The organism is Pseudidiomarina sp. PP-1MA (assembly GCF_041200125.1).
Classification (GTDB): Bacteria; Pseudomonadota; Gammaproteobacteria; order Enterobacterales; family Alteromonadaceae; genus Pseudidiomarina; species Pseudidiomarina fusca.
The window spans coordinates 1,354,520-1,377,211 of the sequence record NZ_CP165718.1; the positions used below are offsets into that span (position 1 = coordinate 1,354,520).

Sequence of the window (22,692 nt, forward strand, 5' to 3'; positions counted from 1 at the left end):
TTTTTTAGGTTGAACTCCCTGATTAAGTTGCTATCTATTAAAGGGAGAGCAGTCAAAAAAACGTCATGCTCTTGTCATAAATCAAAAACGACAATTGGACGAGGAAGGTAAATATGAAACGACAAAAACGCGATCGCCTCGAACGTGCTCATGCACAGGGGTTCAAAGCCGGAGTATCTGGTCGTTCTAAGGAACTGTGTCCTTATCAAAATCAGGATGTTCGATCTCAGTGGCTAGGCGGTTGGCGCGATGCGATGGAAGCTCGTGGCGTTGGTCTGTTCCGCTGATGCGTCCTCATCAGAAACAGCTACAATAAAGCCGAATGAAATAAGCCCGCATATGAGCGGGCTTTCTTTTAGCAGGACGAGACACGAACCTATTAAAAGGTAGAAGTGTCCGTAAATAAGCCTACTTTCAAATCTTTTGCAGTATAGATAGTTTTGCCATCCACTTCGACGCGACCATCAGCAATACCCATGTACAATGAACGTTTCAACACACGCTTCATATCGATGTGATAGGTGACTTTTTTCGCCGTAGGTAGAATCTGACCGGTAAACTTCACTTCGCCAACACCTAACGCGCGACCACGACCGGGCCCACCTAAACAGGCCAAGAAAAAGCCAGTGAGTTGCCACATAGCATCCAAACCCAAGCAACCAGGCATAACAGGATCACCAATAAAGTGGCAATCAAAAAACCATAGATCTGGGGTGATATCTAATTCGGCATGAATGTAGCCTTTGTTGTAGGCGCCGCCGGTTTCAGTGATTTCTAAAACCCGATCCATCATCAACATATTCGGGGCAGGGAGCTGACTATTGCCGGGACCAAACATTTCGCCATGGGCGCATGCCAGAAGTTCTTCGCGGGTGAAGCTAGACTGTTTCATAAAGACCTTTATTACAGCTAAAGAATAAGTGTTCGCAAATACCCGCTCAGATTAGCGAACACTTGTACGCTTAACAAGTCCGATTTGTTACTTATTTAAAACCAGCGTTGCCACCATGACGTGGGTTTTTCTATATGCTGTAGTTCGCTAAGTCGTTGTTCTATCTTAGCGTATAGTTGTTTCTGCGGCTCGTTGGTCAATAACTCTAAGGCTGCAGTAACGTGTTCAACGGCATAAATATGAAACTTTTCGGCAGCTACCGCAGCAATCACTTCATGATCAAGATTAAGCTGGCTTAAATTGGCTTGAGGAATGATGACGCCTTGTTTGCCGGTTAGTCCACGCGCTTGGCAAAGCGCAAAATAACCCTCTATCTTTTCGTTGACGGCGCCGATGGCTTGTACTCGACCAAATTGATCGACTGCGCCGGTAATAGCTAAGCCTTGCTCAATAGGAGCCTCAGCTAGTGCCGACAGCAGACAACAAAGCTCAGCCAAAGAGGCACTATCGCCATCAACTTCGTGATAAGACTGCTCAAATACAATGGTAGCCGACAGACTCATAGCATCATTGCGAGCGAATACATTGGCTATATAGGCACTTAAAATCATCACCCCTTTGGTATGAATACTACCACTGAGCTCTGATTTTCGGTCGATGTCAATAATATCGCCGTCACCGTAATGCACGGTTGCCGTAATCCGGCTTGGCTCACCAAATTCAGACCCACCCGCAGTAACTACGGTTAATCCATTGATCTGGCCGATAACCTGGCCACAGGTTTCAATGTAGACTTGACCTTCTAAGATAGCGCGGCGACTCAACTCAGCGATGTAGCCATCACGCTGCTTGCGTTGTTCAAGCACTTGTTCAAGGTGTGCCGCACAGATCTGTTGCTGCTGTTGTTGGGCGGCAATGCCATTGGCTTCACGCAAAAATTGCATTAAGGCGATAGTGTCTAGTGTTAACTCTGTTTGAAAATCAGTCAAACGAGTCGCAAACTTTAACAAGGGCGCAATAGCATCAGGCGCTAATGGACGTACCGCAGCCTCACGCTCAACATAAGCTAAATAGTCAAAATAAGGGGCTAGGGGAGCTTGAGCTAGCGAATAATGAGATGAAAAGTCCGCTAAATAAGGGAATAGGTTATCAAAATCACGGTCTACTTCGCGTAATTGGGCGTAAATATCACGATCCCCTAATAACAATACTTTCAGTTGCACAGGAATAGGTTCTGGCTGGTAATAAGCTGCAATGTGAGCGTCGCCTGGTGCTTGCCAATGCATCATACTGGTGCGCAGAACGTATTTTAATTTGCGCCACAAGCCGGGCTGCAAGAACAGCTCTTCGGCATCAATGGCCAGCACGCCACCATTAGCACGCAGCAAGGCGCCGGGCTCAATTAAATGCAGATCTGAAGAAATGGTTCCTTCAACGGATTGAAGTCGAATACTACCAAACAAACTCGCATCGGTAACTCTGTCGCAATAAGTAAAAGGCTCTGGCTGGGCCGGCTGTCGTACCAATATAGTAGCAAGTTCAGCACCGGGCAGATCGTCAAAAGTCTTGTCTGAAATGAGCTCTAAATAGTGCTTTACCCGCTCACTGGTAAAGGTTTCCAGCATATATTCAAGCAAGGGTTGTCGAACATTCACGGCGGCTTGTAGAAATTCCCATAGCTTGATGACAAAGCTATCTGCTTGGCCGGCATTTACGTCGATACATAATGGCTGGTTAGCTGAATCCGGATTAGCCACATAAAGCCAGTCGCATTGACTATGAGCGCTTTGCCAGCCTTGTTGCGTAGGTAACTCGGCCAACACATCTAAGACCCGTAAGCCGGCTGGAGTCACAATAAAACCATGGGCGTAACGACCGCAAATACTTAACGCTTGCTCAATCGCATGAAGCGCTCGCTGTTGCCCAATGAGAGGGTTAGGAGCTGAAGTAACCGGACGTTGTGCCGCCCATTCGGTGAGATTTGGTTGTAAAGCTTGCGCCGCAATCCGCATAATTTGCCGTTCTCCTTTTATAGACAGCTATGATAGCCGAAATAAGGGGTAACTGACCATGTTTGTTAGAATTTGCGACGCATTTGTAGAGACTTTAAGTGTTAGTTAGTAGTAGGGCGTTCAACTTTGATTGCCTGTACTTGATAACCGGCCTCGCGCAACAAGGCAACCACACCCTGATCACCGCCTAAATGACCCGCACCTACCGCGATGAAACTTGGCTTACTAGCCATCATTTGCGGTAGTTTTACCACCCAGTCACGGTTTCTGTCACTCAGTAATAGCGCTTCATATTCAGCAAATTCAGGCTGAGCCACGGTATAGGCATATAATTTGTCAGCGTCACCTTGGATATAGAGCTGGTTAAGTTTCTGCATCTCGGCTTGCGAACTTGCAGGGTCTGAAATCATGTCCCACAACCAGTTAACTTGTTCAGCAACAGGTACTTGGTTAAATAGATCTAATTGAAACAAAGGTGTTTCTAGCTCAGCAATGGTATGCCCACCAAGTTGCGCTTGTTCAGCAAAATAACCGTCATAGGATGCCTGTTGCTGACAATTCAGCTGCATAGGTAAGAGCAAGCTGGTTAAAATAAACGGTCGTAGGTGGCCGATCTGAGTTAAATCAGCGCCTAAATTATCAACAAAGTATTGATTCATCTGTTGATGCTGTTCAGCATTCAAAAACTTTCTTAAATATTGTGCATCGGGCTGCGCAGAATGCTGTTGAAAGACCTGCGCCAAGGCTGGATCCGTTAAATCAATTTCTAGCACCAGTTGCTCAGTTTTAGCAAAAGCTTCAGTCACGCTTGGATCTATGTAGAAGTCATCCTGACAGAGCATATGCATGGTGCCATACAAATAAGATGGTTGAGTCAAATCCTTGCCACTAATTTGATAAAACAAATCAGCCTGAGCGCTAGGCGCAAACAACAAGCTAGTGCTACAAGTCACTGCCATAGCAACGCCAATTACATTCTTAAACCAAGCTTTCATGAATCGTCCTTAAATTGAGATGTCGTTAAATTTTCAATAACGAATACTAGGTGAGAGAGCTAAAACCGACAAGCAGCAAGCTATCGTAAAACCGTAACCAAAGGTTTCAAAATCGGTCATTTGCAGCTTGTTGAACGCCGAATAAGGCGGTAATGCCAAAGGAAAGAAATCTACCGCCTTCTTCATGATTATATGATTGCGTATAATGTATATTATGTTAAATCAATGATTATTATTATCTTTAACGAGATGTGATGACTTACATTTCTACAAGATTCTTAGCTAGTTCTGAATTTAAATCTTCTTTACCCACATAGACTTCATAGCTTTTCAGATTAGTTTGCTGCCCTGGCAAATGTAGCTAATTAAAACTCTCATCCTTAGCTTCATTAAACTTAATGATAGCAACTCACCTCTCTGTAACTTATCTCTCTGTAACTTATCTCTCTGTAACTTATCTTCCTGTAACTAAAATTCATCTAGCACCGGTAGCGTTATTTGGGTTTCTTGGTGTGCGCTTCTTAGTGTTGATCGATTTGGTTTCGCTATTCAAAAAAAAGCCCCGCATCAATGCGAGGCTTTTATAAACTTCCGATAATGAGCCGTTAAGTGATTACAACTCCCCGGCTTTTTCCATTTCATCAGCCAGACGATCACTTTCATCAGCACGTGGTTTGGTGAAACGTGCAATAGCTAGGTACATAACCGGCGTTAAATATAAAGTGAATACCACAGCAAAAGCCAAGCCACCAAACACGACCCATCCAATAGCATTACGGGCCTCAGCCCCTGCACCCATGGAAAGGATCAGTGGTAGTGCGCCTAGTAAGGTAGATACCAAGGTCATCATAATCGGCCGCAAACGAATTGCCGCAGCATTTTCGACAGCCTCACGCACGGATTGTCCTTGGTCGCGCAGTTGGTCCGCAAACTCAACTAGCAAAATGGAGTTCTTCGCGATTAAGCCAATCAACATAACTAAACCGATTTGCGAGAAAATATTGATTGAGGTACCCGTCACAAACAACGCAAACAAGGCTGCAGCTATGCCAAAAGGTACTGTGGCCATAACAACTACGGCACTATTCACACTTTCAAACTGCGCTGCTAGTACTAGAAAGACGATAACAAAGGCCAAGATGTAAGTTAAGGCTACTTCCCGTTCGGTTTCTTCGTAAGCTTCCGCCTCACCTAACATCACTAAACCAATCCCACTCGGCAATTCTTCAGCTGCTAATTGTCTTAGTTTATCAACCACGTCTTCGATTGGCATGGATTCTGGTAACTGCATGTCAATCTCGATAGCACGCCGTTGTGCGCGTCGGCCAAGGTCTGCCGCAACACCTTCTTCTGAAATGGTCGCAATACTTGAAAGAGGCACTAAACCTGACGCTGATGATCCCACATAAAGATTCATTAAATCGGATGGATCATTAATCAGGCTGCGTTGTGCTTGCAGAATGATCCGTACGGACTGATCGCCCACGTTCAAATCGGCAACATTATCGCCATTAATCGCGGCGCGTAATGTGGTCGAGATGTCACTCAGCGGCACCCCGAGCTCTTCTGCGCGTTTGCGATCAATATTTACCCGTAACTGCGGCTGTGTAGGCTGATACGATATCCGCGGAAAACCAACCTCTGGTAAATCTTTTTGAATGCGTGCGGTATATTTCTTCGCAGCTGCAAAAATGGTTTGGTAGTCCTCACCCGTTAGCGCCACTTGCAAACCACCACCTTGGCCACGCAGGTTAAGGCTATTAGAACCGAAGGCGCGAGCTGGAGCCCCAGGAATATTGGTCAGCGGCCCGTTTATTTCATTAATGATATCTTGTTGCGAACGCTCGCGCTGCTCCCAATCCGTTAAACGTACGGTGATGAACACTAGGTTTGGATCCCATTGCCCTACGGTTGTATTGATACTATCGACATCGCCACCGTTGACGTATGGCAATAGAATTTCTTCCATTTGCCGCGCTTGGCGGTCCATAAAATCAATCCCAACACCATCAGGGCCACGGGCGAAGATACGAATGGTGCCACGGTCTTCTGATGGCATGAGTTCACTATCTACATTGCTGTACGACCATACCGCCGAAATTGCAATCAAGGTACAAGCAATGAATACCCACCAAGCCTTATCTAATGCAAAATGAAGGGTTTTGGCATAACCATCACGAAGCTTCCCGCCCCATTGCTGCAACTTATTCGCTTGTTTTTCTTCTTTGAGCGGTAACCGGGCGGTCAAAGCTGGTACTAATGATAGCGCCACAAACGATGAGATAATGACTGCGGCTGCTAACACCCCGCCAAATTCACGGAATAAGCGCCCCGCTGTCGAAGGTAAAAACGCAATGGGAACGAACACCGCTACTAATACTGCAGTCGTAGCGATAACCGCAAAGAACACTTCACGAGTACCAACCACTGCGGCAGCGCGAGCGCCCAGCCCCATGGTGCGGCGTCGTTGAATATTTTCGGATACCACGATGGCATCATCGACAATCAAGCCCGTTGCCAACACCAACGCCAACAAGGTCAAAATATTGATGGAGAAACCTAGTGCCCAAATCACTGCGATGGAACCAATGAGGCCCACCGGAATAGCTAAAGAAGGCACAATGGTTGCTCGGCCTGAACCGATAAACACCCACAAGGTGGCAACTACCAATAAGATAGTTAAAGCAAGAGAAACAAAGACTTCTTCTACTGAGCTGCGGATAAACTTGGCGTCATCTGAGGTGACTTCAATTTCGAGTTCAGGAAACTGAACCTTGAGTTTTTCGACGAGAGCCAACACTTCATCGGAGATCTCAATGGTGTTAGAGCGAGCCTGCCGAATAATACCAACCCCAAGTACAGGCTTACCATCAAGGCGCACCATACTACCAGCATCCGCTGGGCCAAAATAAACCGTAGCAACATCACCAACTCGGGTATCGCCACGAACAACGATATCTTCAACATCTTTAACAGTAACTGAGCTAGCATCTGCTCGCACGATAAGTTGTTGATCCGTCGATTTTAAGCTACCCGCGGGTACATCAAACGGAGCTTGTCGTAAAACTTGCGAAACATCGGTAACGGCAAGGTTATAACTAGCTAAACGTAACGGATCTAAAATAACCCGTAACACCCGCGCCCGATCGCCGTTTAGACGCACATCGGCAACACCAGGAACTCCTAAAAAAGCTGGAGCTATATCAGTCTCGACGCGTTCGGTGAGGGTTTCAAGATCCAGCGTAGAGCTAGAAACGGAGAGGTTTACCACAGCTTGAGAATCATTATCAGCTTTAATAATGGCAACATTCTCAACTTCTTCCGGCAACATCCGCTGTACTCGACTCACAGATTCACGGGTTTCGTTGGCGGCATCATCAAGATCCACACCAGGTCTGAATTCAACCACAATGCGTGAGCTACCCTCTTCACTTGACGCTCGAATCGACTTCACACCGCTCACTCGAGCGACAGCGCCCTCAAGCTGACTGGTAACTTCAGTATCGACAGTTTCTGGTGCAGCACCTGGGAAACTTGCCGAAACGGTCAATAACGGTCGGTCGACATCAGGAAGTTCGCGAACTTCAACGCCATTAATAGCCGCATAGCCCGCAATGATGATAAGTAAATTAAGAACAATAACTAAAATCGGCCGGCGGATTGATAACGACGGGAGGTCATTGAGTTGCGGGGTCCATTTCATGGCTGTGCCGCCTCTTTATTCAGTGGGTTTAGGGCTTGGCCTGGACGTAATGCCTGAACGCCCTCAACCACCAGTTCGTCACCTAACTGTAACGCCCCATCAACTAAGGCACGGCCAGCTAGTCGCTGCCGAATATCCACATCAACACGAGTGGCCTTGCCATCTTTGTTCAGCCACACATAGGCGCCGTCGGCACTCCACATCAGCGCGGCTTCTGGTACCACGGCATAACTGTCGCCTTGCATTTCTAGCGCCACTCGAAAGCTCATCCCCGGCCGGAACTGATCGTTACTGTTATCCATCACCGCCCGCACCCGTAACGTTCGGTTGGCGGCATCGATCCGCGAGTCAATCTCCACAATTTCAGCCGGATAAGCGGCTTCTCGGGCATTCCATGGGCGCACGAACAATTCTGCCTGGTTCATGAGCATTTCCATGGCTGCTTCGGGCGCGCGAAAATCAACAAAAAGTCGATCACGCTGGTCAATGGTGGTGATTAATGTCTGTGGATTAATGCGATCGCCAACTTCAACGTCAGTGATACCAACAACGCCACTAAAAGGAGCAATCACGCGGCGGTCGTTAATTTCGTCGGCAATTTCTTTCAAGGTAATTTCAAGCAGGTCGCGGGCTGTGATAGCATCATCAAGTTCACTCTGAGGCACAGCTCCTTGCGCGCGGCTTTTTTGCAGCCGCTCTACGGTGCGTTCAGCATCTGCTAACTGAATCTGCGTTCGCTGTAAGGCGATTTGTTCACGGCTATCGTCTAGTTGAACCAACACCGCACCCTGTTCTACCCGATCGCCCGGCTTGAAATTGACCGCCTTAACTTCATCGGTAACGGCGGGATACAACGCCACTGAGCGCACTGCTTCAGCATAACCGACGGCGTCAACACGACGTTGAATGCGTTCAAAACCAATCGATTCCGTTAATACAACTGCAGCACGATCACCACCCCATTGCTGAGCTTGTACCTGAGCTGGTAGCCCCTGCAAGAGTAAAATGGTGCTTACTATTAAGCTGGTTTTGGTTAACAACCGCATTCCCTGTGTCCTTTACAAAATTGTGCCAGTTTACGAATAGTCTTATTTGAACAAATTTGATCACAAAAGGCCGCTCATGTTCGATGAACGGCCTTTTCTTTACGCCCAAAGTTTTATAAATGTAACTAATTATTTTTTCTTGATGATTTCAGTTAAACCAGCCACCGCACCGCCAATATCTGCAAGCTGTGCCGGCAAGATTAAGGTGTTTGTTTCTTTCGCTAAATTACCGAACTCTTTCACATATTGTTCAGCAACCCGCAAGCTAACCGCATCCTGCCCGCCTGGTTCTTGGATTGCTGCGGCAATTTTACGTAGACCTTCCGCAGTAGCAGTGGCAATCAACTCGATTTCTTGCGCACGACCTTCGGCTTCGTTGATTTGCTTTTGTTTTTCTGCCTCAGACAAATTGATCACTTCTTGCTTATGACCTTCTGAAACGTTGATCATCGCTTGACGTTCACCCTCAGATTTCGCAATAGCGGCTCGACGTTCACGTTCAGCCCGCATTTGTTGTTCTAATGCGTCTTTAATACTCATCGGCAACTCAATATCAGAAATCTCATATCTTAAGACTTTGATACCCCATGGCGCAGCCGCTTCATCTAATGCTTGCACTACCACTTCGTTAATTTGCGCTCGCTCTTCAAAGGTTTTATCAAGATCCGTCTGGCCAATTACAGAACGCATGGTCGTTTGTGCTAGCTGAGACGCCGCATAACGGTAATCGTTAATGCCATAACTTGCCTTGTGCGCATCAACCACTTGGATATAAAGGACACCATTAATGCCTACTTGGATGTTATCGCGGGTAACACAGGCTTGGCGTTCTACGTCAATCACTTCTTCTTTTAACGTGTGCTGGTAGGCTACTTTGTCGATAAAAGGAATAAGGAAGTGGAAACCAGAATCTAAGGTTCGGTTGTATTTTCCTAAGCGCTCAATGACGAAATTAGAACGTTGCGGCACAATGCGCGCCGATTTCAGAATAATGATGATGGCGGCCAGCGCAAAACCAAGCGCTAGTACCGAATTGACGTTTATAATTGATTCGTTCATGTAGTTATCTCGCTCGTTAATTTTAATTCTAGTATCGATTTACCGCCGCAAACTTTCTTATCACTAGGCTATTGTTCGCCATGAGTGTTAGCTGCTTTTGTTATTCGGTTCTTGCAGCTCGTTTTAGCTTTTCTTTTTGTACCGTCAACTGGATACCTTCATTGGCGACCACCCATGCGGTATCACCTGCTTCTAATTCATCTTCAGAAAAAGCATCCCACTGCACCCCATTAAGAGTTACCCGGCCGGCACCATGACGAAACCCTTTCACAACCGTAACCCGAGCACCGATATCGCGTTGAAAATTCGGTTTAGATTCGTCCTCATCTGCCGTATAACCGGAAAACCACTGTTTTATCCGGCCTCGCGCCAACCATAACAGAGCCAAGCTCACAATTCCGAAAACTGCAAACTGTGTTGCGATTTGATCAATCAACCCCCAATGCAAAAGCAGCCCAGTAACTATCGCCCCAATCCCCAGAAACACTGCAATGACGCTGGTTAGCATGAGTTCTGATAGAATGAGAATAACTCCAATGATTATCCAAATTAAGGCTATGGACATAGGTCTAATCCTTTGATTATTGCGTTATCGCTAAGCCAATATAGCATGCAAAAGCTGGCTATGAATCGCTTAATTGTTTCAATTAGTTTCTTAAAAATAACTTGTGCTTGTGCCGCGCATTAATGTTGCTTGGTGCTGAATTCGAATACGTAAGGTGATAGCTGTTGTTCGCCATTTATTAGCGGCACCGTCACCCGCCATTGCATCAGAGGTTCAGCACAAGCACCCAATAACAGCTCGGCCTGCCAGCGAGTCTGCGTTTGTTGCTGCCAAACTAACGGAATCGCTCCCATATACATATTCACTCCCGTAACTTTACTTAATTGCGGCTGTACCTGCTCTGGCAAGGTTAATTGGATAAGGATCGGCTGCTCTACCATAGGTTGATCTGGATCAATTTGATGGAAGATTTTTGTATCTGCGCTATGCTGAACCTGTGGCACTTTGTCGCGGCATCCAAACAAGAACACCATGCTGCAAACCACGAAAATAAAGACCTTAATTTTCATGCGGGTATAATTCACCTTGGTTAAAGGGCATTTTTAACTGGTCAAATTTCCACCAAACGCCCGAAAGGCTTGATTTTTTCTCGGTTTTGACCTGTATTTTTTTGGTTAATGACCGTAAAATGGCATCGCTACTCAAACTACTTACTCAGTAGCTTGCTAGCAACTAATTATTATCACGTTACTCTGTCTCCTTAAATCAGAGCATCAACGCGGAATCCAAAAATGAGCCATACGAATCCACAACAAATTGAATATAACCTAAAGGTCGTCCGGCAGTTTGCTGTGATGACTGTAATTTGGGGAATCATTGGCATGTCACTGGGCGTATTTATTGCCGCTCAGCTGATCTGGCCTGAACTAAATTTTGATACCCCTTGGCTAACGTATTCTCGTCTTCGTCCGTTGCACACTAATGCGGTTATTTTCGCATTCGGTACTTCGGCCCTGATAGGAACATCGTTCTACATTGTCCAGAAGACTTGTAAGACAGCTTTATTTTCGAACAAGCTAGCTTCCTTTGTATTTTGGTCATGGCAAACCGTTATTGTTTTGGCGGTTATTACGTTACCACTAGGCTTAACCTCTACTAAAGAGTACGCTGAATTAGAATGGCCAATCGACATTCTGATCGCCCTCTCTTGGGTAGCCTACATCATTGTGTTCTTTGGTACTTTGGTCAAACGCCGTACCTCGCACATTTATGTAGCTAACTGGTTCTACGGTGGCTTTATCGTAACTATCGCTGTGTTACATATTGTGAACAGCATGGCAGTACCAGTGTCACTAACCAAATCTTACAGCCTCTATTCAGGTGCTGTGGATGCGATGGTGCAATGGTGGTATGGCCACAACGCGGTAGGCTTTTTATTGACGGCTGGCTTCTTAGGTATGATGTACTACTTCGTTCCTAAACAAGCTGAGCGTCCGGTGTATTCGTACCGGTTGTCGGTGGTTCATTTCTGGGCCCTTATCTCTTTGTACATCTGGGCCGGCCCGCACCACTTACACTACACTGCGTTGCCAGATTGGGCACAGTCGTTAGGTATGGTGATGTCGGTGATTCTGTTCGTGCCTTCTTGGGGCGGTATGATCAACGGTATCATGACCTTGTCAGGTGCTTGGCATAAGCTGAAAACCGATCCAATTTTACGCTTCCTGATCGTCTCTTTGTCATTCTACGGCATGTCGACCTTCGAAGGTCCGATGATGGCAATCAAATCAGTAAATGCCCTATCGCATTACACTGACTGGACGGTAGGCCACGTACACTCTGGTGCTTTAGGCTGGGTAGCGATGATCACTATCGGTTCATTGTATTACCTGATTCCACGCCTTTGGAGCCAAACCCAAATGCACAGCGTAAAATGGATTAACGTACACTTCTGGTTGCATACCATTGGTGTGGTTCTCTACATTGTTGCGCTATGGATTTCAGGGGTGATGCAAGGCTTGATGTGGCGTGCAGTAAACGCAGCTGATGGTACTCTTACCTACAGCTTCGTAGAGAGCGTAGAAGCCTCTTATCCGTTCTGGTTCATTCGCTTTGTCGGTGGCCTGTTCATTGTTGCTGGGATGATCTTGATGGCAGTTAACTGCTATCGCACCATCCGTGCCGGTTCTCCAACCGTCGAGACTCTCGATGTTGAGCCAGCTCCAGCACACACTGCACCTCAGTCAGCGTAAGGAGTCGACTTATGAGCAAGAACGTAAAACACGAATTTGTTGAAAAGCGCGTTGGCTGGTTAGCCGTTTTCATGACTATTGCCATCTCTATCGGTGGCTTAGTGGAGATCACCCCGTTGCTGTTTCAAAAGCAGACTAACGAGCCAGTGTTAGGTCTTCAGCCCTACACCGCGTTAGAAATGGAAGGTCGTGACATTTATATTCGCGAAGGCTGTAACAACTGCCATAGCCAAATGATTCGTCCTTTCCGTGCCGAAACTGAACGTTACGGTCACTACTCACTTGCTGGTGAGCACGTTTGGGAGCATCCGCATTTGTGGGGTTCTAAGCGTACTGGTCCAGATCTAGCGCGAGTTGGTGGACGTTACAGTGATGAGTGGCACTATGTTCACTTGATGAATCCTCGCGATGTGGTGCCTGAGTCAAATATGCCTGCATTCCCGTGGTTAGCAGAAAACACCTTAGACGGTGAGTTAACTGCGAAGAAACTTGAAACATTCCGCTCGTTCGGCGTGCCTTATACCGACGAAGATATCGCCGGTGCCAAAGCTGCAGTTGAAGGTAAAACAGAAATGGAAGCCTTGATTGCATATTTGCAGGTACTAGGAACTGGCTTGACACAGGCTAAGTAAGATGGACTACATCACTTGGCGTAGTTTTTACACCGTTTTAGTTTTCGTACTGTTTATCGGTGTGGTTTGGTGGGCTTATAGCAAAGGTAGCAAGAAGCGCTTTGATGAGGCTGCCAATTCAATCTTTGACGAAGATGAATTAACCACTACTAATAAGGGTACTAAACAGGAGTCTAAGAATAATGAGTAGCTTCTGGAGTGCATGGATAATCGTGCTAACACTGGCCTTCTTGGTTGGTATTATCTGGCTGTTGCGTTGGAACATGTCAAATTATACCCACATCAAAGAAGGCGAACTGATGGACCACGAGTACGACGGTATTGTGGAGATCAATAACCCACTGCCGCGCTGGTGGATGATTCTGTTCTGGATTACTATCGTTTGGGGTTTTGTTTACCTAGCGTTGTTTCCAGGTTTGGGTAACTTTGCCGGTTTACTGGGTTGGACCAGCTCTAACCAAGGAGTATTGTCATTAGAAGAGTCTCGAGCAGCCACCAAGGCTAATCGCGAAGCAGGTCTAATCGTACAGTATGACCGTGAAGTGGATTACGCAGATGAAACCTACGGCCCCATTTTTGCGGCATTATCAGCTCGTCCAATTGAAGAGCTTGCGCAAGATGAGGAAGCAACCGAGATTGGCCAGCGCTTGTTTTTACAAAACTGCGCACAATGTCATGGTTCTAACGCGATGGGTGGCAAAGGCTTCCCTAACCTAACAGACGATGATTGGTTATATGGCGGTTCACCAGATGCCATCAAGCATTCTTTGATTGCTGGTCGTCGTGGTGCTATGCCAGCTTACGCAGGCCAGTTTAGCGATAAACAAATTACAGAATTAGCCAACTACGTATTAAGTTTAAGTGGTCGTAAAGTTGACCCTGAACTTGCTGCGGCAGGTAAAGCAAACTTTGTGATTTGTTCCGCATGTCATGGTCAAGATGGTAAAGGTAACTACGCCTTAGGCGCACCTAACCTGACTGACAACATTTGGTTGTACGGTGGTTCACAAGAAACTATCGAAGAAACCCTACGTCACGGTCGTAACGGTGTGATGCCTGCCTGGAAAGATATTCTAGGAGAGGATAAGATACACGTTATTAGCGCGTACGTTTACGGGCTGTCGCAGGACTAATCGAAAAACCCCGCTCCTGCGGGGTTTTTTATTTTAACCACCTTGTGGAGGTGTCTAACCTATGGAAAAACCTTGGTACAAGCAGTTCTGGCCCTGGTTTCTGATGTCACTGCCATTTTCAGTGATTATTGCAATGATTATCACCCTGACCATTGCCGCTCGATATGGCGACAATCCTATGGTGGTGGATGATTATTATAAGAAAGGACGAGGCATTAACGCTGAAGTAGAGCGTGTACAAGCGGCTCAAGCATTAGGCATTGAATTTGATTTTAATCAGGTGGATCAGCAATTCACCCTGCGCTACCGTGGCGATAAGCCGCAGCAATTAACCGCACTCACGGTTAATTTTTATCATAGTACGCAATCAGATAAAGACTTTTCACAAGTTTTAACAGCCGACGCACAAGGCGTATTTAAAGGTGATTTACCCGCAACTGAAGCCGGTAAATGGACCATCACCATCACGCCATTTGATGGTAGTTGGAGATTATCGCAATCATTGAATTTACCAGCCTATCGCACCATCGTGCTTGAACCATTAACTTACGGCGTCTAACCGCATGAGCAAAGTGCTTCCCGAAGCCCCTCCGGGGCTTTGTTTTCACTGCTTGCAACCACTTCCTGATGATGGTGGCTATCAAGTGATTATCGCCAATCAACAACGCCCCGTATGTTGTTATGGCTGTCAGGCGGTCGCAGAGACCATTGCGCAACAAAACCTACTGCACTTTTATCAATATCGCGATACCAGTAATCCCCTCGCTATTCCATTGGTGCCAGAAGAGCTGCAGCAACTTAGCGCTTATGATGACGAGCAATTACAACAACAATTTACTCGTACTCATGACGATCAATCGCGCAGCATGACACTGTCTGTGGAAGGTATGACCTGCTCGGCTTGTGCTTGGCTTATTGAACAGCACTTAGCTCGAATCGCCGGCGTTGTGCAAGCACAAGTGAACGCAACCACTGAACGTGTGCATATTACTTGGGTGCCAGCACAGGTTAAATTAAGTACCTTGCTACAAGCAATTGCGCAATTAGGGTACCGCGCCCTACCTTTTCAATCCGCCACCCAAGAGCAAGATTTCAAACGTAAACGACGCTATTTTATTAATCGGCTTGGAGTGGCTGGTTTAGCCACCATGCAAGTGATGATGATAGCAGTTGCCCTCTATTTTGGGGTGCTGTCGGAATTTGACGAGAACTTGAAGCAATTTATGTGGTGGATTAGTTTGTTATTCGCCACGCCAGTATTGCTCTACAGCGCCCAACCTTTTTATTTAAGCGCGCTGCGCAGTATTCAAGCCCAGCGGCCCAACATGGACGTTCCCGTTAGTATTGCCTTACTTGGTGCTTATGGGGCTAGTGCTTATGCCACCATCACCCATCAAGGTGAGGTGTATTTCGAATCCGTAGCCATGTTCACCTTCTTCTTATTGGTTGGACGTTATTTAGAATTATTAGCCAAACAAAAAGCTCTCAGCGCTGCTGCCAATTTAATTAAATTACTGCCAGCAGTGGCGGATCGTGAACGCGCTGATGGTGAGATTGAGACCGTTCCAGTCAGTCAGTTACAACCAGATGATGTGATTCGAGTACTCGCGGGCCATACACTACCGGCTGATGGTACCCTGTTGGACGGCACCGCATTAGTGAACGAAAGTGTCCTCACGGGCGAAAGTCGACCGGTACAAAAGCACAGGGGTGAGACCATGCTGGCTGGTAGCATCAACCAGCAGCAGACGGCTAGATTACAAGTAACCGCCATCCAACAAGATACCGTGTTGGCTAGTATTATCGCCCTACAAGATTTAGCGCTGTCACGCAAACCTAAACTAGCCCAAGTAGCTGAACGCCTAGCCAATCAGTTTGTCGTGCAGGTACTTATTATGGCGGCACTTACGTTTCTTATCTGGACCTGGATTGATCCAGCTGAAGCCTTTTGGGTAACCCTAGCGGTGTTGGTTGCCACCTGCCCTTGCGCGTTAGCCTTGGCCGCACCAACTGCTGTAACTGGTGCTATTCATAAATTAAATAAATCCGGCGTGCTGCTACGCAACGCTGATGTATTGCAAGTACTGCAGCAAGTCAAAACGGTGTTTGTTGATAAAACCGGCACCTTAACTAGCGGTGAGTTTAAACTACAAGAAAGCTACGTTGCTCCTTGTAGCCCCTACGGGAGTGATCAGTTGCATGCCATAACCCAGGCGTTAGAGCACTACAGTGAACATCCTTTAGCACAACCGTTACGCCAGTTAACCACCACGAAATGCCAAGTTAGCCAAGTAGAAACCATCACTGGTGCTGGCTTGCAAGGTATTTGGCAGAACCAATCGGTACGTTTGGGCAGCTTAGCTTTTATTCAGCAGTGGCATCCCAAATATCAGCCACATTTACCTCAGGCGCAGGTATTCTTAGCCAGTGTGGCTGGGGTGTGGGCCGAGTATCAGGTTGGCGATCAGCTTCGCAGCGATGCACAAATAGGTGTTGCCCGTCTGCAACAAGCCGGCTTCAAAGTGGTAATGTTAACCGGTGATCGATTAGAGCTCGCGCTACCAATAGCACAACAATTAGGAATCACGGAAGTACAAGCTAACTGTCTACCAGCAGATAAACTCGCCTATGTGAGTGAGGCGCAACAGCAGCATCCAGTCATGATGATTGGTGATGGCATCAATGATGGGCCAGTTTTAGCCCAAGCTGATATTTCAGTCACCTTTGGCCATGCCGCTGATTTAGCGCGAACGGCAGCTGATGTAGTACTGATGCGTAATCAATTTAGTGCGGTGTTAAGCTTTGTTGACATCGCGGCTAAGAGCCGGACCATCCTGCGACAAAATATCATCTGGGCGTTGGTTTATAATGTCGGTATATTGCCAGTTGCTATGTTTGGTCTGGTAACCCCCTACATCGCCGCCATTGGTATGTCGGTTAGCTCGCTTATTGTGTTGCTTAATTCACTAAGGCTGTATCGATAATTATGGATAGTTTATACGTACTTATTCCTATCGCGATTTTATTTGTCATCATTGCCGTAGGTATCTTCTTTTGGGCTGTGCGCAGTGACCAATTCGAAGATCTCGAGCGCCAAGGCATGAATGTTTTGCTTGATGATGACGGCCCCAAAGCTGCGTCTGCTGCCAAGCCTCAACAGCCATCGGATAAGCCAGATGCAGATTGATGCTGTTGCAGCATTGCTGATGGGCTTAGCTGGTGCCGGGCATTGTTTAATGATGTGTGGCGGGCTTGCCGGAGCGCTCAGTGGCAACGCCTCCCTACCTAGACTGTTAGCCTACAATGCTGGGCGTATTAGCTCCTACACTATCGCTGGAGCTATCATCGGTGCGGCTGCCAGCCAAATCATGCAGAATATGCCCGACGGACTGGTCTACTTACGCTTGCTTGCTGCCTTCTTTTTATTGGTTTTGGGCCTTTATTTAGGCGGCTGGTGGCTTGGGTTGCAACGCCTAGAAAAGCTAGGAGTACCCTTGTGGCGTGCGTTACAACCGGTTGCCGTTAAATTTCGCCAAGCTCAATCCATGCCTGCACTCTATTTGGCCGGCATGCTTTGGGGCTGGTTACCTTGTGGGTTAGTTTACAGCGCCCTCAGTTGGGCAGCCTTAAGCGGATCTGCCAGCCAAGGTGCACTCTATATGGCGCTATTTGGCCTAGGCACCTTGCCTGCGATGGTCGCGTTTGGTTGGTTCAGTCAAGCGGTGCAGGCGTTTCTTAAATCACAAGGTTTCAAACAACTGATGGGGATCATTATGATCCTATACGCAGCTTGGACTGCCATCATTGCGCTACGGCAACTGGGAATATTACATTAGCATGCGTTATGACATGGATGTTTAAGTTATTGTTAGCTAAACTCAAAGCAGGTTAAGAATACCGAGTTCTAGCTCGGCCATGACAGCATGGAGATAGTGCTATGAGTTGCGTTGCTAATATTCTGGTGGTGTTAGATCCTGAACATCAACAACAAAAGGCCCTCAATCGAGCCCTACAGCTTGCTCGAATAAGTGGTGCCCGCATGACTATCATGCTATCCATTTATGATTTCTCCTATGAAATGACCACGATGCTTGCAGCTGATGAACGCAATGTGATGCGAGATAGTTTGATTGCGGATCGTAAAGCTTGGATAGCTGATTTACTCGAAGACTATAATACTCGCGATATCGCGATCGAAATCAAAGTAGTCTGGCATAACCGTCCCTTTGAAGCCATTATCGAAACCGCCATCCAGGGGCAACATGATGTGATTGTAAAAGCAACCCATGTGCGGGACGGCTTCGCTACCTTATTTTTTACCCCTACGGATTGGCATTTGTTGCGTAAAGCACCTTGCCACGTGCTGCTGGTTAAAGAACATGACTGGCCAGAGCAAGGCAAAGTACTGGCCGCTATCCACACCACCGGTGAACATCAACATCATCAGTCGCTGAATCAACGGGTAACCGAAGCAGCACAAAAGTTTGCCGGCTGTTTATCTAGTGAAGTTCACTTGGTCAATGCTTACCCAGGCGCGCCCATCACTATTGCCGCAGAAATCCCGGAGTTTGACACCACCAACTACCGGCAAGCTATTGAAGAAAATCACCGTCTCGCGTTAGCCGAGCACGCTCGCGCTTATGGTATTCCTGAAAGCGCGCAACATATCTTAGAGGGCTTGCCCGAACAGGTTATTCCAGAACTTGCAGAGCAGCTAGATGCCGAACTGGTGGTACTTGGAACCATTGGCCGTACCGGTTTTAGTGCCGCTCTACTTGGTAATACTGCTGAACATGTTATTCAGACCATTAATTGTGATTTGTTGGCAGTAAAACCGGAAGGATTTGTGTCACCAGTTGAGGTATAATCGCCGCCAATTTTGTTAGACCAATGCAACACAGGGTACTTATGAGCGCAGCAAGCAATACTGCCAAAGAGAAAAAGCAGCAGTATAACTTCAACAAATTGCAAAAACGTTTACGTCGCAAAGTGGGCGAAGCTATTAGCGACTTTAATATGATCGAAGATGGCGATCGCGTTATGGTTTGCCTATCGGGTGGTAAAGATAGCTACACCTTGCTCGATATTTTGCGCTTTTTGCAGCGTATTGCCCCGATCAAGTTTGACATTATTGCGGTGAATTTAGATCAAAAGCAACCGGGGTTCCCGGAGCATATTTTACCCGAGTATTTAGCTAACGAAGGCGTGGATTTTCGCATTATTGAAGAAGATACCTACAGTATCGTAAAAGAAAAAATCCCGGCCGGCAAAACCACCTGTTCGCTGTGTTCGCGTCTACGTCGTGGTATTTTGTATCGGGTAGCCTCAGAGTTGGGGGCCACCAAGATCGCACTAGGACATCACCGTGATGATATGCTAGAAACCATGATGCTGAATATGTTTTATGGCGGCACCATGAAATCAATGCCACCTAAGTTAGTCAGTGACAATGGTCAGCACGTAGTGATTCGTCCATTAGCTTATGCCAGCGAAAAAGATATCAGCAAGTATGCTACGCAAATGGCCTTTCCGATTATTCCGTGTAATTTGTGTGGCAGCCAAGAAAACCTGCAGCGTAAAGTCATTAAAGAATTACTTAAGAGCTGGGATAAACAGTATCCAGGCCGAATTGAAAGTATGTTCAGTGCGCTACAGAACGTAGTACCATCACATTTAGCCGATGCTAAGCTGTATGACTTTAAGAATATTGTTGCCACCGGCGAAGCTAATCAAGATGGTGATACCGCCTTTGATCATAGTACTCCTACCGCATTTCTAAATTACCGTGGCGATGGCGATGATGGCGAAACCACCGACCGCACTAGCAATGCGGCCAGTAGTCTTGGTGTTATTCAGGTGCGGATGGTGAACTAACAGTATCCGTATTCTGAGGGGCAGCGTCGTCGTTTACGGCGGCGTTGCCACTAGCTAACACATCCATAATGATTGGCCGATTTACCCGAATCATAGCATTCAATTCAGCGATATACTCTTCCCCGCGTTCTGAATAACTTAGTAACCCTGGCGTTAAATCTAAAGCTCGTACATCGCGGCCTTGCGCACGTCGCTCAGCGCGTAGTGAACGTAAATCAAAGTACGCTGGATGAGTGTTGATATTACGCAAATAACTGCGCACCGAGGCATTCACTGAAGCAAACTTGCGAACTTCATGCCGGGCTTCATCGGCACGGGCATCGGGCACCAAGCCACAGCCCTTGGTAAAACACCATTGACCGAATAAATTCAAAGCATCCTGCGCAAATCGAGAAGCTCCCCAACCGGATTCATTCGCAGCTTGAACTAACACCAGTGTTTCAGGTACCAAATCGACACGGCGCAATAACAGCTCAAATAATTCGTTGGCCTGCTCAATATCGCCATCAATACCATAGTCATCAGCTATTTTTAACAACCAAGCTTGTTCTTTTGCGCTCCATTGGGATTTTTGTTGCAAAGCCAAAATACGCTCGCGGTCGAGTTCTATTTGGGCATTTTCTGCCTGTACCAAAGGTGCTAAAAAGGCAAAGAAAGCTTTTTTCTTGTCGCGTACATCTGCGTACCCACTAAAATCTGGTACTTGGGTGACTACTGGCACCTTTAACGGCGCCTGCGCTGCGGTTTGCTTGCTCTGCTGTGCGCTCGGTGCAACTTGATGCAATTGTGTTGGCAACCACACTGTGACTGCTATCACAACTGCAACTAGGATCCAAAATAACTTACGCATGAAAACTCCATGTTTAGGTTTATCAGTCTGTTAAACAAAAGCCCCATCGGCGCTGCAGATGGGGCTGTCGTAAAACCAACATAAGTGGTTGATCAAGCATTATTGATGGTCATTCACTACCACTTCAGCTTGTCCTTCTGCTGCCGCACAACCAATCAGGGTGTGATACAACACGCCATTTAGGTTGTACAACATAGGAATAGTAAATAATAAGCCTAGGCCCAACGGTAACGCAGAGATAAACATAATAATCCACATCACCAAATATAAACCTAATACGCGCCACATCTGCTTATTGATCACTAGTAGCGACGCAATGATAGCTCGCCATGCGCTTAATCCGCGGTCTAATACCAAAGGTACGGCCAAGGTAAAGGCGATTTGAAAATAGATCAAAACTAATGCCATCAGCGTAAAGCCTAGCACCATACTCACGAATGAACCTAAAAAGACCAAAGTAGCAGCCGCTACTACCATGATCGCAGTGGTCACTATGACAATCAAAACCAATTGTGGAGTAGACGCGAAAACTTGCTTCAGTTGGCCAAAGTTCGTTTTTAAATCAGCACCGTTACGTAAACCAATAAGCACTAGCATAGCAACAAAAGGAGCTAGAATGGCTTGGTTGATCAAGTTTGAAAGTACGATGTTGGTCCAGCTAATACTGGCCCAATTCACTTCGCCAGAATCGTCAACCACAACATCGCTAGTAGGTAACAGTGCTTCCACCAAGCTACCAACAACCATACTAATTAAAATAACCACCACCCCTGCTATCAATAACATCGGTAATGAGCGTAAAGTGATATCCCACGCACGTTGCAATAATTGACCTATCGCAAAGCTTTTTTCACCGCGTAGCGCCGCAGCAAAATCACCTGGTGGAACATCATAATTTGGATTTTTGGGGTAATCAGCCACGTTATTTTTCTCCTTGTAAGTGCTGAAATGATCCTGTTATTCGAATCAAGCATGCATTATAGGTGAATAGAACTCACCATACCATAGCCGAACCACCTGCCTAATTGTTAGCAAATGTGCGATAATCCATATCGTTAATCAGCCTTAAGTACTGTAATGGATATTCCTATGCCAACCGCAAAACCCGCTTCGGCAACCTTTCGTCGACGTTCACGCAAGCGCACTCCCAACTCAGGCGCTGCGGCTCGACCGCGCACCGCCAACCCGAAACTAGTGCTTTTAAACAAGCCTTACGGGGTGCTTTCCCAATTTTCTGGTAGCGCCGATGAACAAACCTTAAAGGGCTTAATCCCCCATAACGATGTCTATCCGGCTGGACGCTTAGACAAGGATAGTGAAGGCCTATTGTTACTAACTAATGACGGCGTGTTACAGCATAAGATAAGCCACCCTAGCCAGAAACTCCAGAAAACCTATTGGGTGCAGGTAGAAGGCGAACCAACGGCTGAAGCGTTACAACAACTGCGCCAAGGCGTAGAATTAAATGATGGGATGACCCTGCCGGCAGAAGTCATGGTCATGCCAGAGCCGCAAAACCTATGGCCGCGCAACCCACCTGTGCGCGAACGCCTAAGTGTACCTGATAGTTGGTTGTGCCTAAAAATCACCGAAGGCCGCAACCGCCAGGTACGCCGCATGACCGCAGCTGTAGGCTTGCCAACCTTACGTCTTATTCGCGCCGGTATTGGCCCCTTCTTGCTCCGTCAAATGCAGCCAGGTGAGTGGCGTGAAGAGCCTCCGGTGTGGTAAAATAGCAT

At 46.9% G+C, this 22,692-nt stretch carries 22 protein-coding genes; 12 read left to right on the forward strand and 10 right to left on the reverse strand.

What is annotated here, in order from left to right:
- Window positions 1-113 precede the first annotated feature (113 nt).
- Window positions 114-287 (forward strand): ribosome modulation factor, encoded by a 174-nt coding sequence (gene rmf, locus AB8S08_RS06500; RefSeq protein WP_153825644.1) that lies wholly within the window; start codon window positions 114-116, stop codon window positions 285-287.
- A 92-nt stretch (window positions 288-379) separates the two neighbouring features.
- Here the strand turns inward: rmf and fabA are convergent, their stop codons facing one another.
- The 8 genes from fabA to AB8S08_RS06540 all read right to left on the reverse strand — a co-directional run bounded on the left by fabA (window position 380) and on the right by AB8S08_RS06540 (window position 10,781).
- The gene (gene fabA, locus AB8S08_RS06505) at window positions 380-892 is read right to left on the reverse strand and encodes a 3-hydroxyacyl-[acyl-carrier-protein] dehydratase FabA (protein WP_110075082.1); all 513 of its coding nucleotides are present in this window, start codon (window positions 890-892) and stop codon (window positions 380-382) included.
- 95 nt (window positions 893-987) lie between these two features.
- A complete protein-coding gene (locus AB8S08_RS06510) occupies window positions 988-2,904 on the reverse strand; it encodes an AAA family ATPase (protein ID WP_369742248.1) in 1,917 nt (638 codons plus the stop codon).
- Window positions 2,905-3,005: 101 nt separating this feature from the next.
- Window positions 3,006-3,899, reverse strand: coding sequence for a TraB/GumN family protein (locus tag AB8S08_RS06515; protein WP_369742249.1), 894 nt, complete (start codon window positions 3,897-3,899; stop codon window positions 3,006-3,008).
- A 613-nt stretch (window positions 3,900-4,512) separates the two neighbouring features.
- Window positions 4,513-7,602, reverse strand: a complete 3,090-nt coding sequence (locus AB8S08_RS06520; protein ID WP_110075098.1) for an efflux RND transporter permease subunit — start codon at window positions 7,600-7,602, stop codon at window positions 4,513-4,515.
- On the reverse strand, window positions 7,599-8,648 hold the full coding sequence (locus AB8S08_RS06525) for an efflux RND transporter periplasmic adaptor subunit (RefSeq protein ID WP_369742250.1): 1,050 nt from the start codon (window positions 8,646-8,648) through the stop codon (window positions 7,599-7,601). The genes AB8S08_RS06520 and AB8S08_RS06525 overlap by 4 nt, the downstream gene beginning before the upstream one ends.
- 129 nt (window positions 8,649-8,777) lie before the next feature.
- On the reverse strand, window positions 8,778-9,707 hold the full coding sequence (locus tag AB8S08_RS06530) for an SPFH domain-containing protein (protein ID WP_110075100.1): 930 nt from the start codon (window positions 9,705-9,707) through the stop codon (window positions 8,778-8,780).
- Window positions 9,708-9,807: 100 nt separating this feature from the next.
- Window positions 9,808-10,272 carry an NfeD family protein gene (locus AB8S08_RS06535; protein WP_369742251.1) on the reverse strand — a complete coding sequence of 155 codons (465 nt, stop codon included), beginning with the start codon at window positions 10,270-10,272 and terminating at the stop codon, window positions 9,808-9,810.
- Window positions 10,273-10,391: 119 nt separating this feature from the next.
- Complete coding sequence (locus AB8S08_RS06540; RefSeq protein WP_110075102.1) at window positions 10,392-10,781, reverse strand: hypothetical protein; 390 nt, start codon at window positions 10,779-10,781, stop codon at window positions 10,392-10,394.
- Between the two features lie 222 nt (window positions 10,782-11,003).
- Between AB8S08_RS06540 and ccoN the strand changes: the two genes are divergently transcribed.
- The 10 genes from ccoN to ttcA all read left to right on the forward strand — a co-directional run bounded on the left by ccoN (window position 11,004) and on the right by ttcA (window position 20,103).
- Window positions 11,004-12,464 (forward strand): cytochrome-c oxidase, cbb3-type subunit I, encoded by a 1,461-nt coding sequence (gene ccoN, locus AB8S08_RS06545; RefSeq protein WP_369742252.1) that lies wholly within the window; start codon window positions 11,004-11,006, stop codon window positions 12,462-12,464.
- An 11-nt stretch (window positions 12,465-12,475) separates the two neighbouring features.
- Window positions 12,476-13,096 (forward strand): cytochrome-c oxidase, cbb3-type subunit II, encoded by a 621-nt coding sequence (gene ccoO, locus AB8S08_RS06550; RefSeq protein ID WP_110075104.1) that lies wholly within the window; start codon window positions 12,476-12,478, stop codon window positions 13,094-13,096.
- Between the two features lies 1 nt (window position 13,097).
- Window positions 13,098-13,286, forward strand: a complete 189-nt coding sequence (locus AB8S08_RS06555; RefSeq protein WP_369742253.1) for a cbb3-type cytochrome oxidase subunit 3 — start codon at window positions 13,098-13,100, stop codon at window positions 13,284-13,286.
- Window positions 13,279-14,229: a cytochrome-c oxidase, cbb3-type subunit III gene (gene ccoP, locus AB8S08_RS06560; protein WP_369742254.1), complete on the forward strand. Its 951-nt coding sequence runs from the start codon at window positions 13,279-13,281 to the stop codon at window positions 14,227-14,229. Before AB8S08_RS06555 ends, ccoP begins: the two co-directional genes overlap by 8 nt.
- A 61-nt stretch (window positions 14,230-14,290) precedes the next feature.
- Window positions 14,291-14,788, forward strand: coding sequence for a FixH family protein (locus AB8S08_RS06565; protein WP_369742255.1), 498 nt, complete (start codon window positions 14,291-14,293; stop codon window positions 14,786-14,788).
- A 4-nt stretch (window positions 14,789-14,792) separates the two neighbouring features.
- Window positions 14,793-17,213, forward strand: a complete 2,421-nt coding sequence (locus AB8S08_RS06570; protein ID WP_369742256.1) for a heavy metal translocating P-type ATPase — start codon at window positions 14,793-14,795, stop codon at window positions 17,211-17,213.
- 2 nt (window positions 17,214-17,215) lie between these two features.
- Entirely contained in the window at window positions 17,216-17,416 is a 201-nt protein-coding gene (ccoS, locus tag AB8S08_RS06575) for a cbb3-type cytochrome oxidase assembly protein CcoS (RefSeq protein ID WP_369742257.1), read from the forward strand.
- Window positions 17,406-18,065 (forward strand): sulfite exporter TauE/SafE family protein, encoded by a 660-nt coding sequence (locus AB8S08_RS06580; RefSeq protein WP_313932294.1) that lies wholly within the window; start codon window positions 17,406-17,408, stop codon window positions 18,063-18,065. The genes ccoS and AB8S08_RS06580 overlap by 11 nt, the downstream gene beginning before the upstream one ends.
- 101 nt (window positions 18,066-18,166) lie before the next feature.
- Complete coding sequence (gene uspE / locus AB8S08_RS06585; RefSeq protein WP_369742258.1) at window positions 18,167-19,096, forward strand: universal stress protein UspE; 930 nt, start codon at window positions 18,167-18,169, stop codon at window positions 19,094-19,096.
- A 41-nt stretch (window positions 19,097-19,137) separates the two neighbouring features.
- Window positions 19,138-20,103, forward strand: coding sequence for a tRNA 2-thiocytidine(32) synthetase TtcA (gene ttcA, locus AB8S08_RS06590; protein ID WP_369742259.1), 966 nt, complete (start codon window positions 19,138-19,140; stop codon window positions 20,101-20,103).
- Here ttcA and AB8S08_RS06595 read toward each other — a convergent pair.
- Together AB8S08_RS06595 and AB8S08_RS06600 are read right to left on the reverse strand one after the other, a co-directional pair.
- Window positions 20,078-20,953, reverse strand: coding sequence for a glucosaminidase domain-containing protein (locus AB8S08_RS06595; protein WP_369742260.1), 876 nt, complete (start codon window positions 20,951-20,953; stop codon window positions 20,078-20,080). The genes ttcA and AB8S08_RS06595 overlap by 26 nt on opposite strands.
- A gap of 99 nt (window positions 20,954-21,052) precedes the next feature.
- The gene (locus tag AB8S08_RS06600; protein ID WP_110075113.1) at window positions 21,053-21,874 is read right to left on the reverse strand and encodes a hypothetical protein; all 822 of its coding nucleotides are present in this window, start codon (window positions 21,872-21,874) and stop codon (window positions 21,053-21,055) included.
- Between the two features lie 168 nt (window positions 21,875-22,042).
- On the opposite strand from AB8S08_RS06600, the gene AB8S08_RS06605 reads away from it, so the two are divergent.
- On the forward strand, window positions 22,043-22,684 hold the full coding sequence (locus AB8S08_RS06605; protein WP_369742261.1) for a pseudouridine synthase: 642 nt from the start codon (window positions 22,043-22,045) through the stop codon (window positions 22,682-22,684).
- Window positions 22,685-22,692 lie beyond the last annotated feature (8 nt).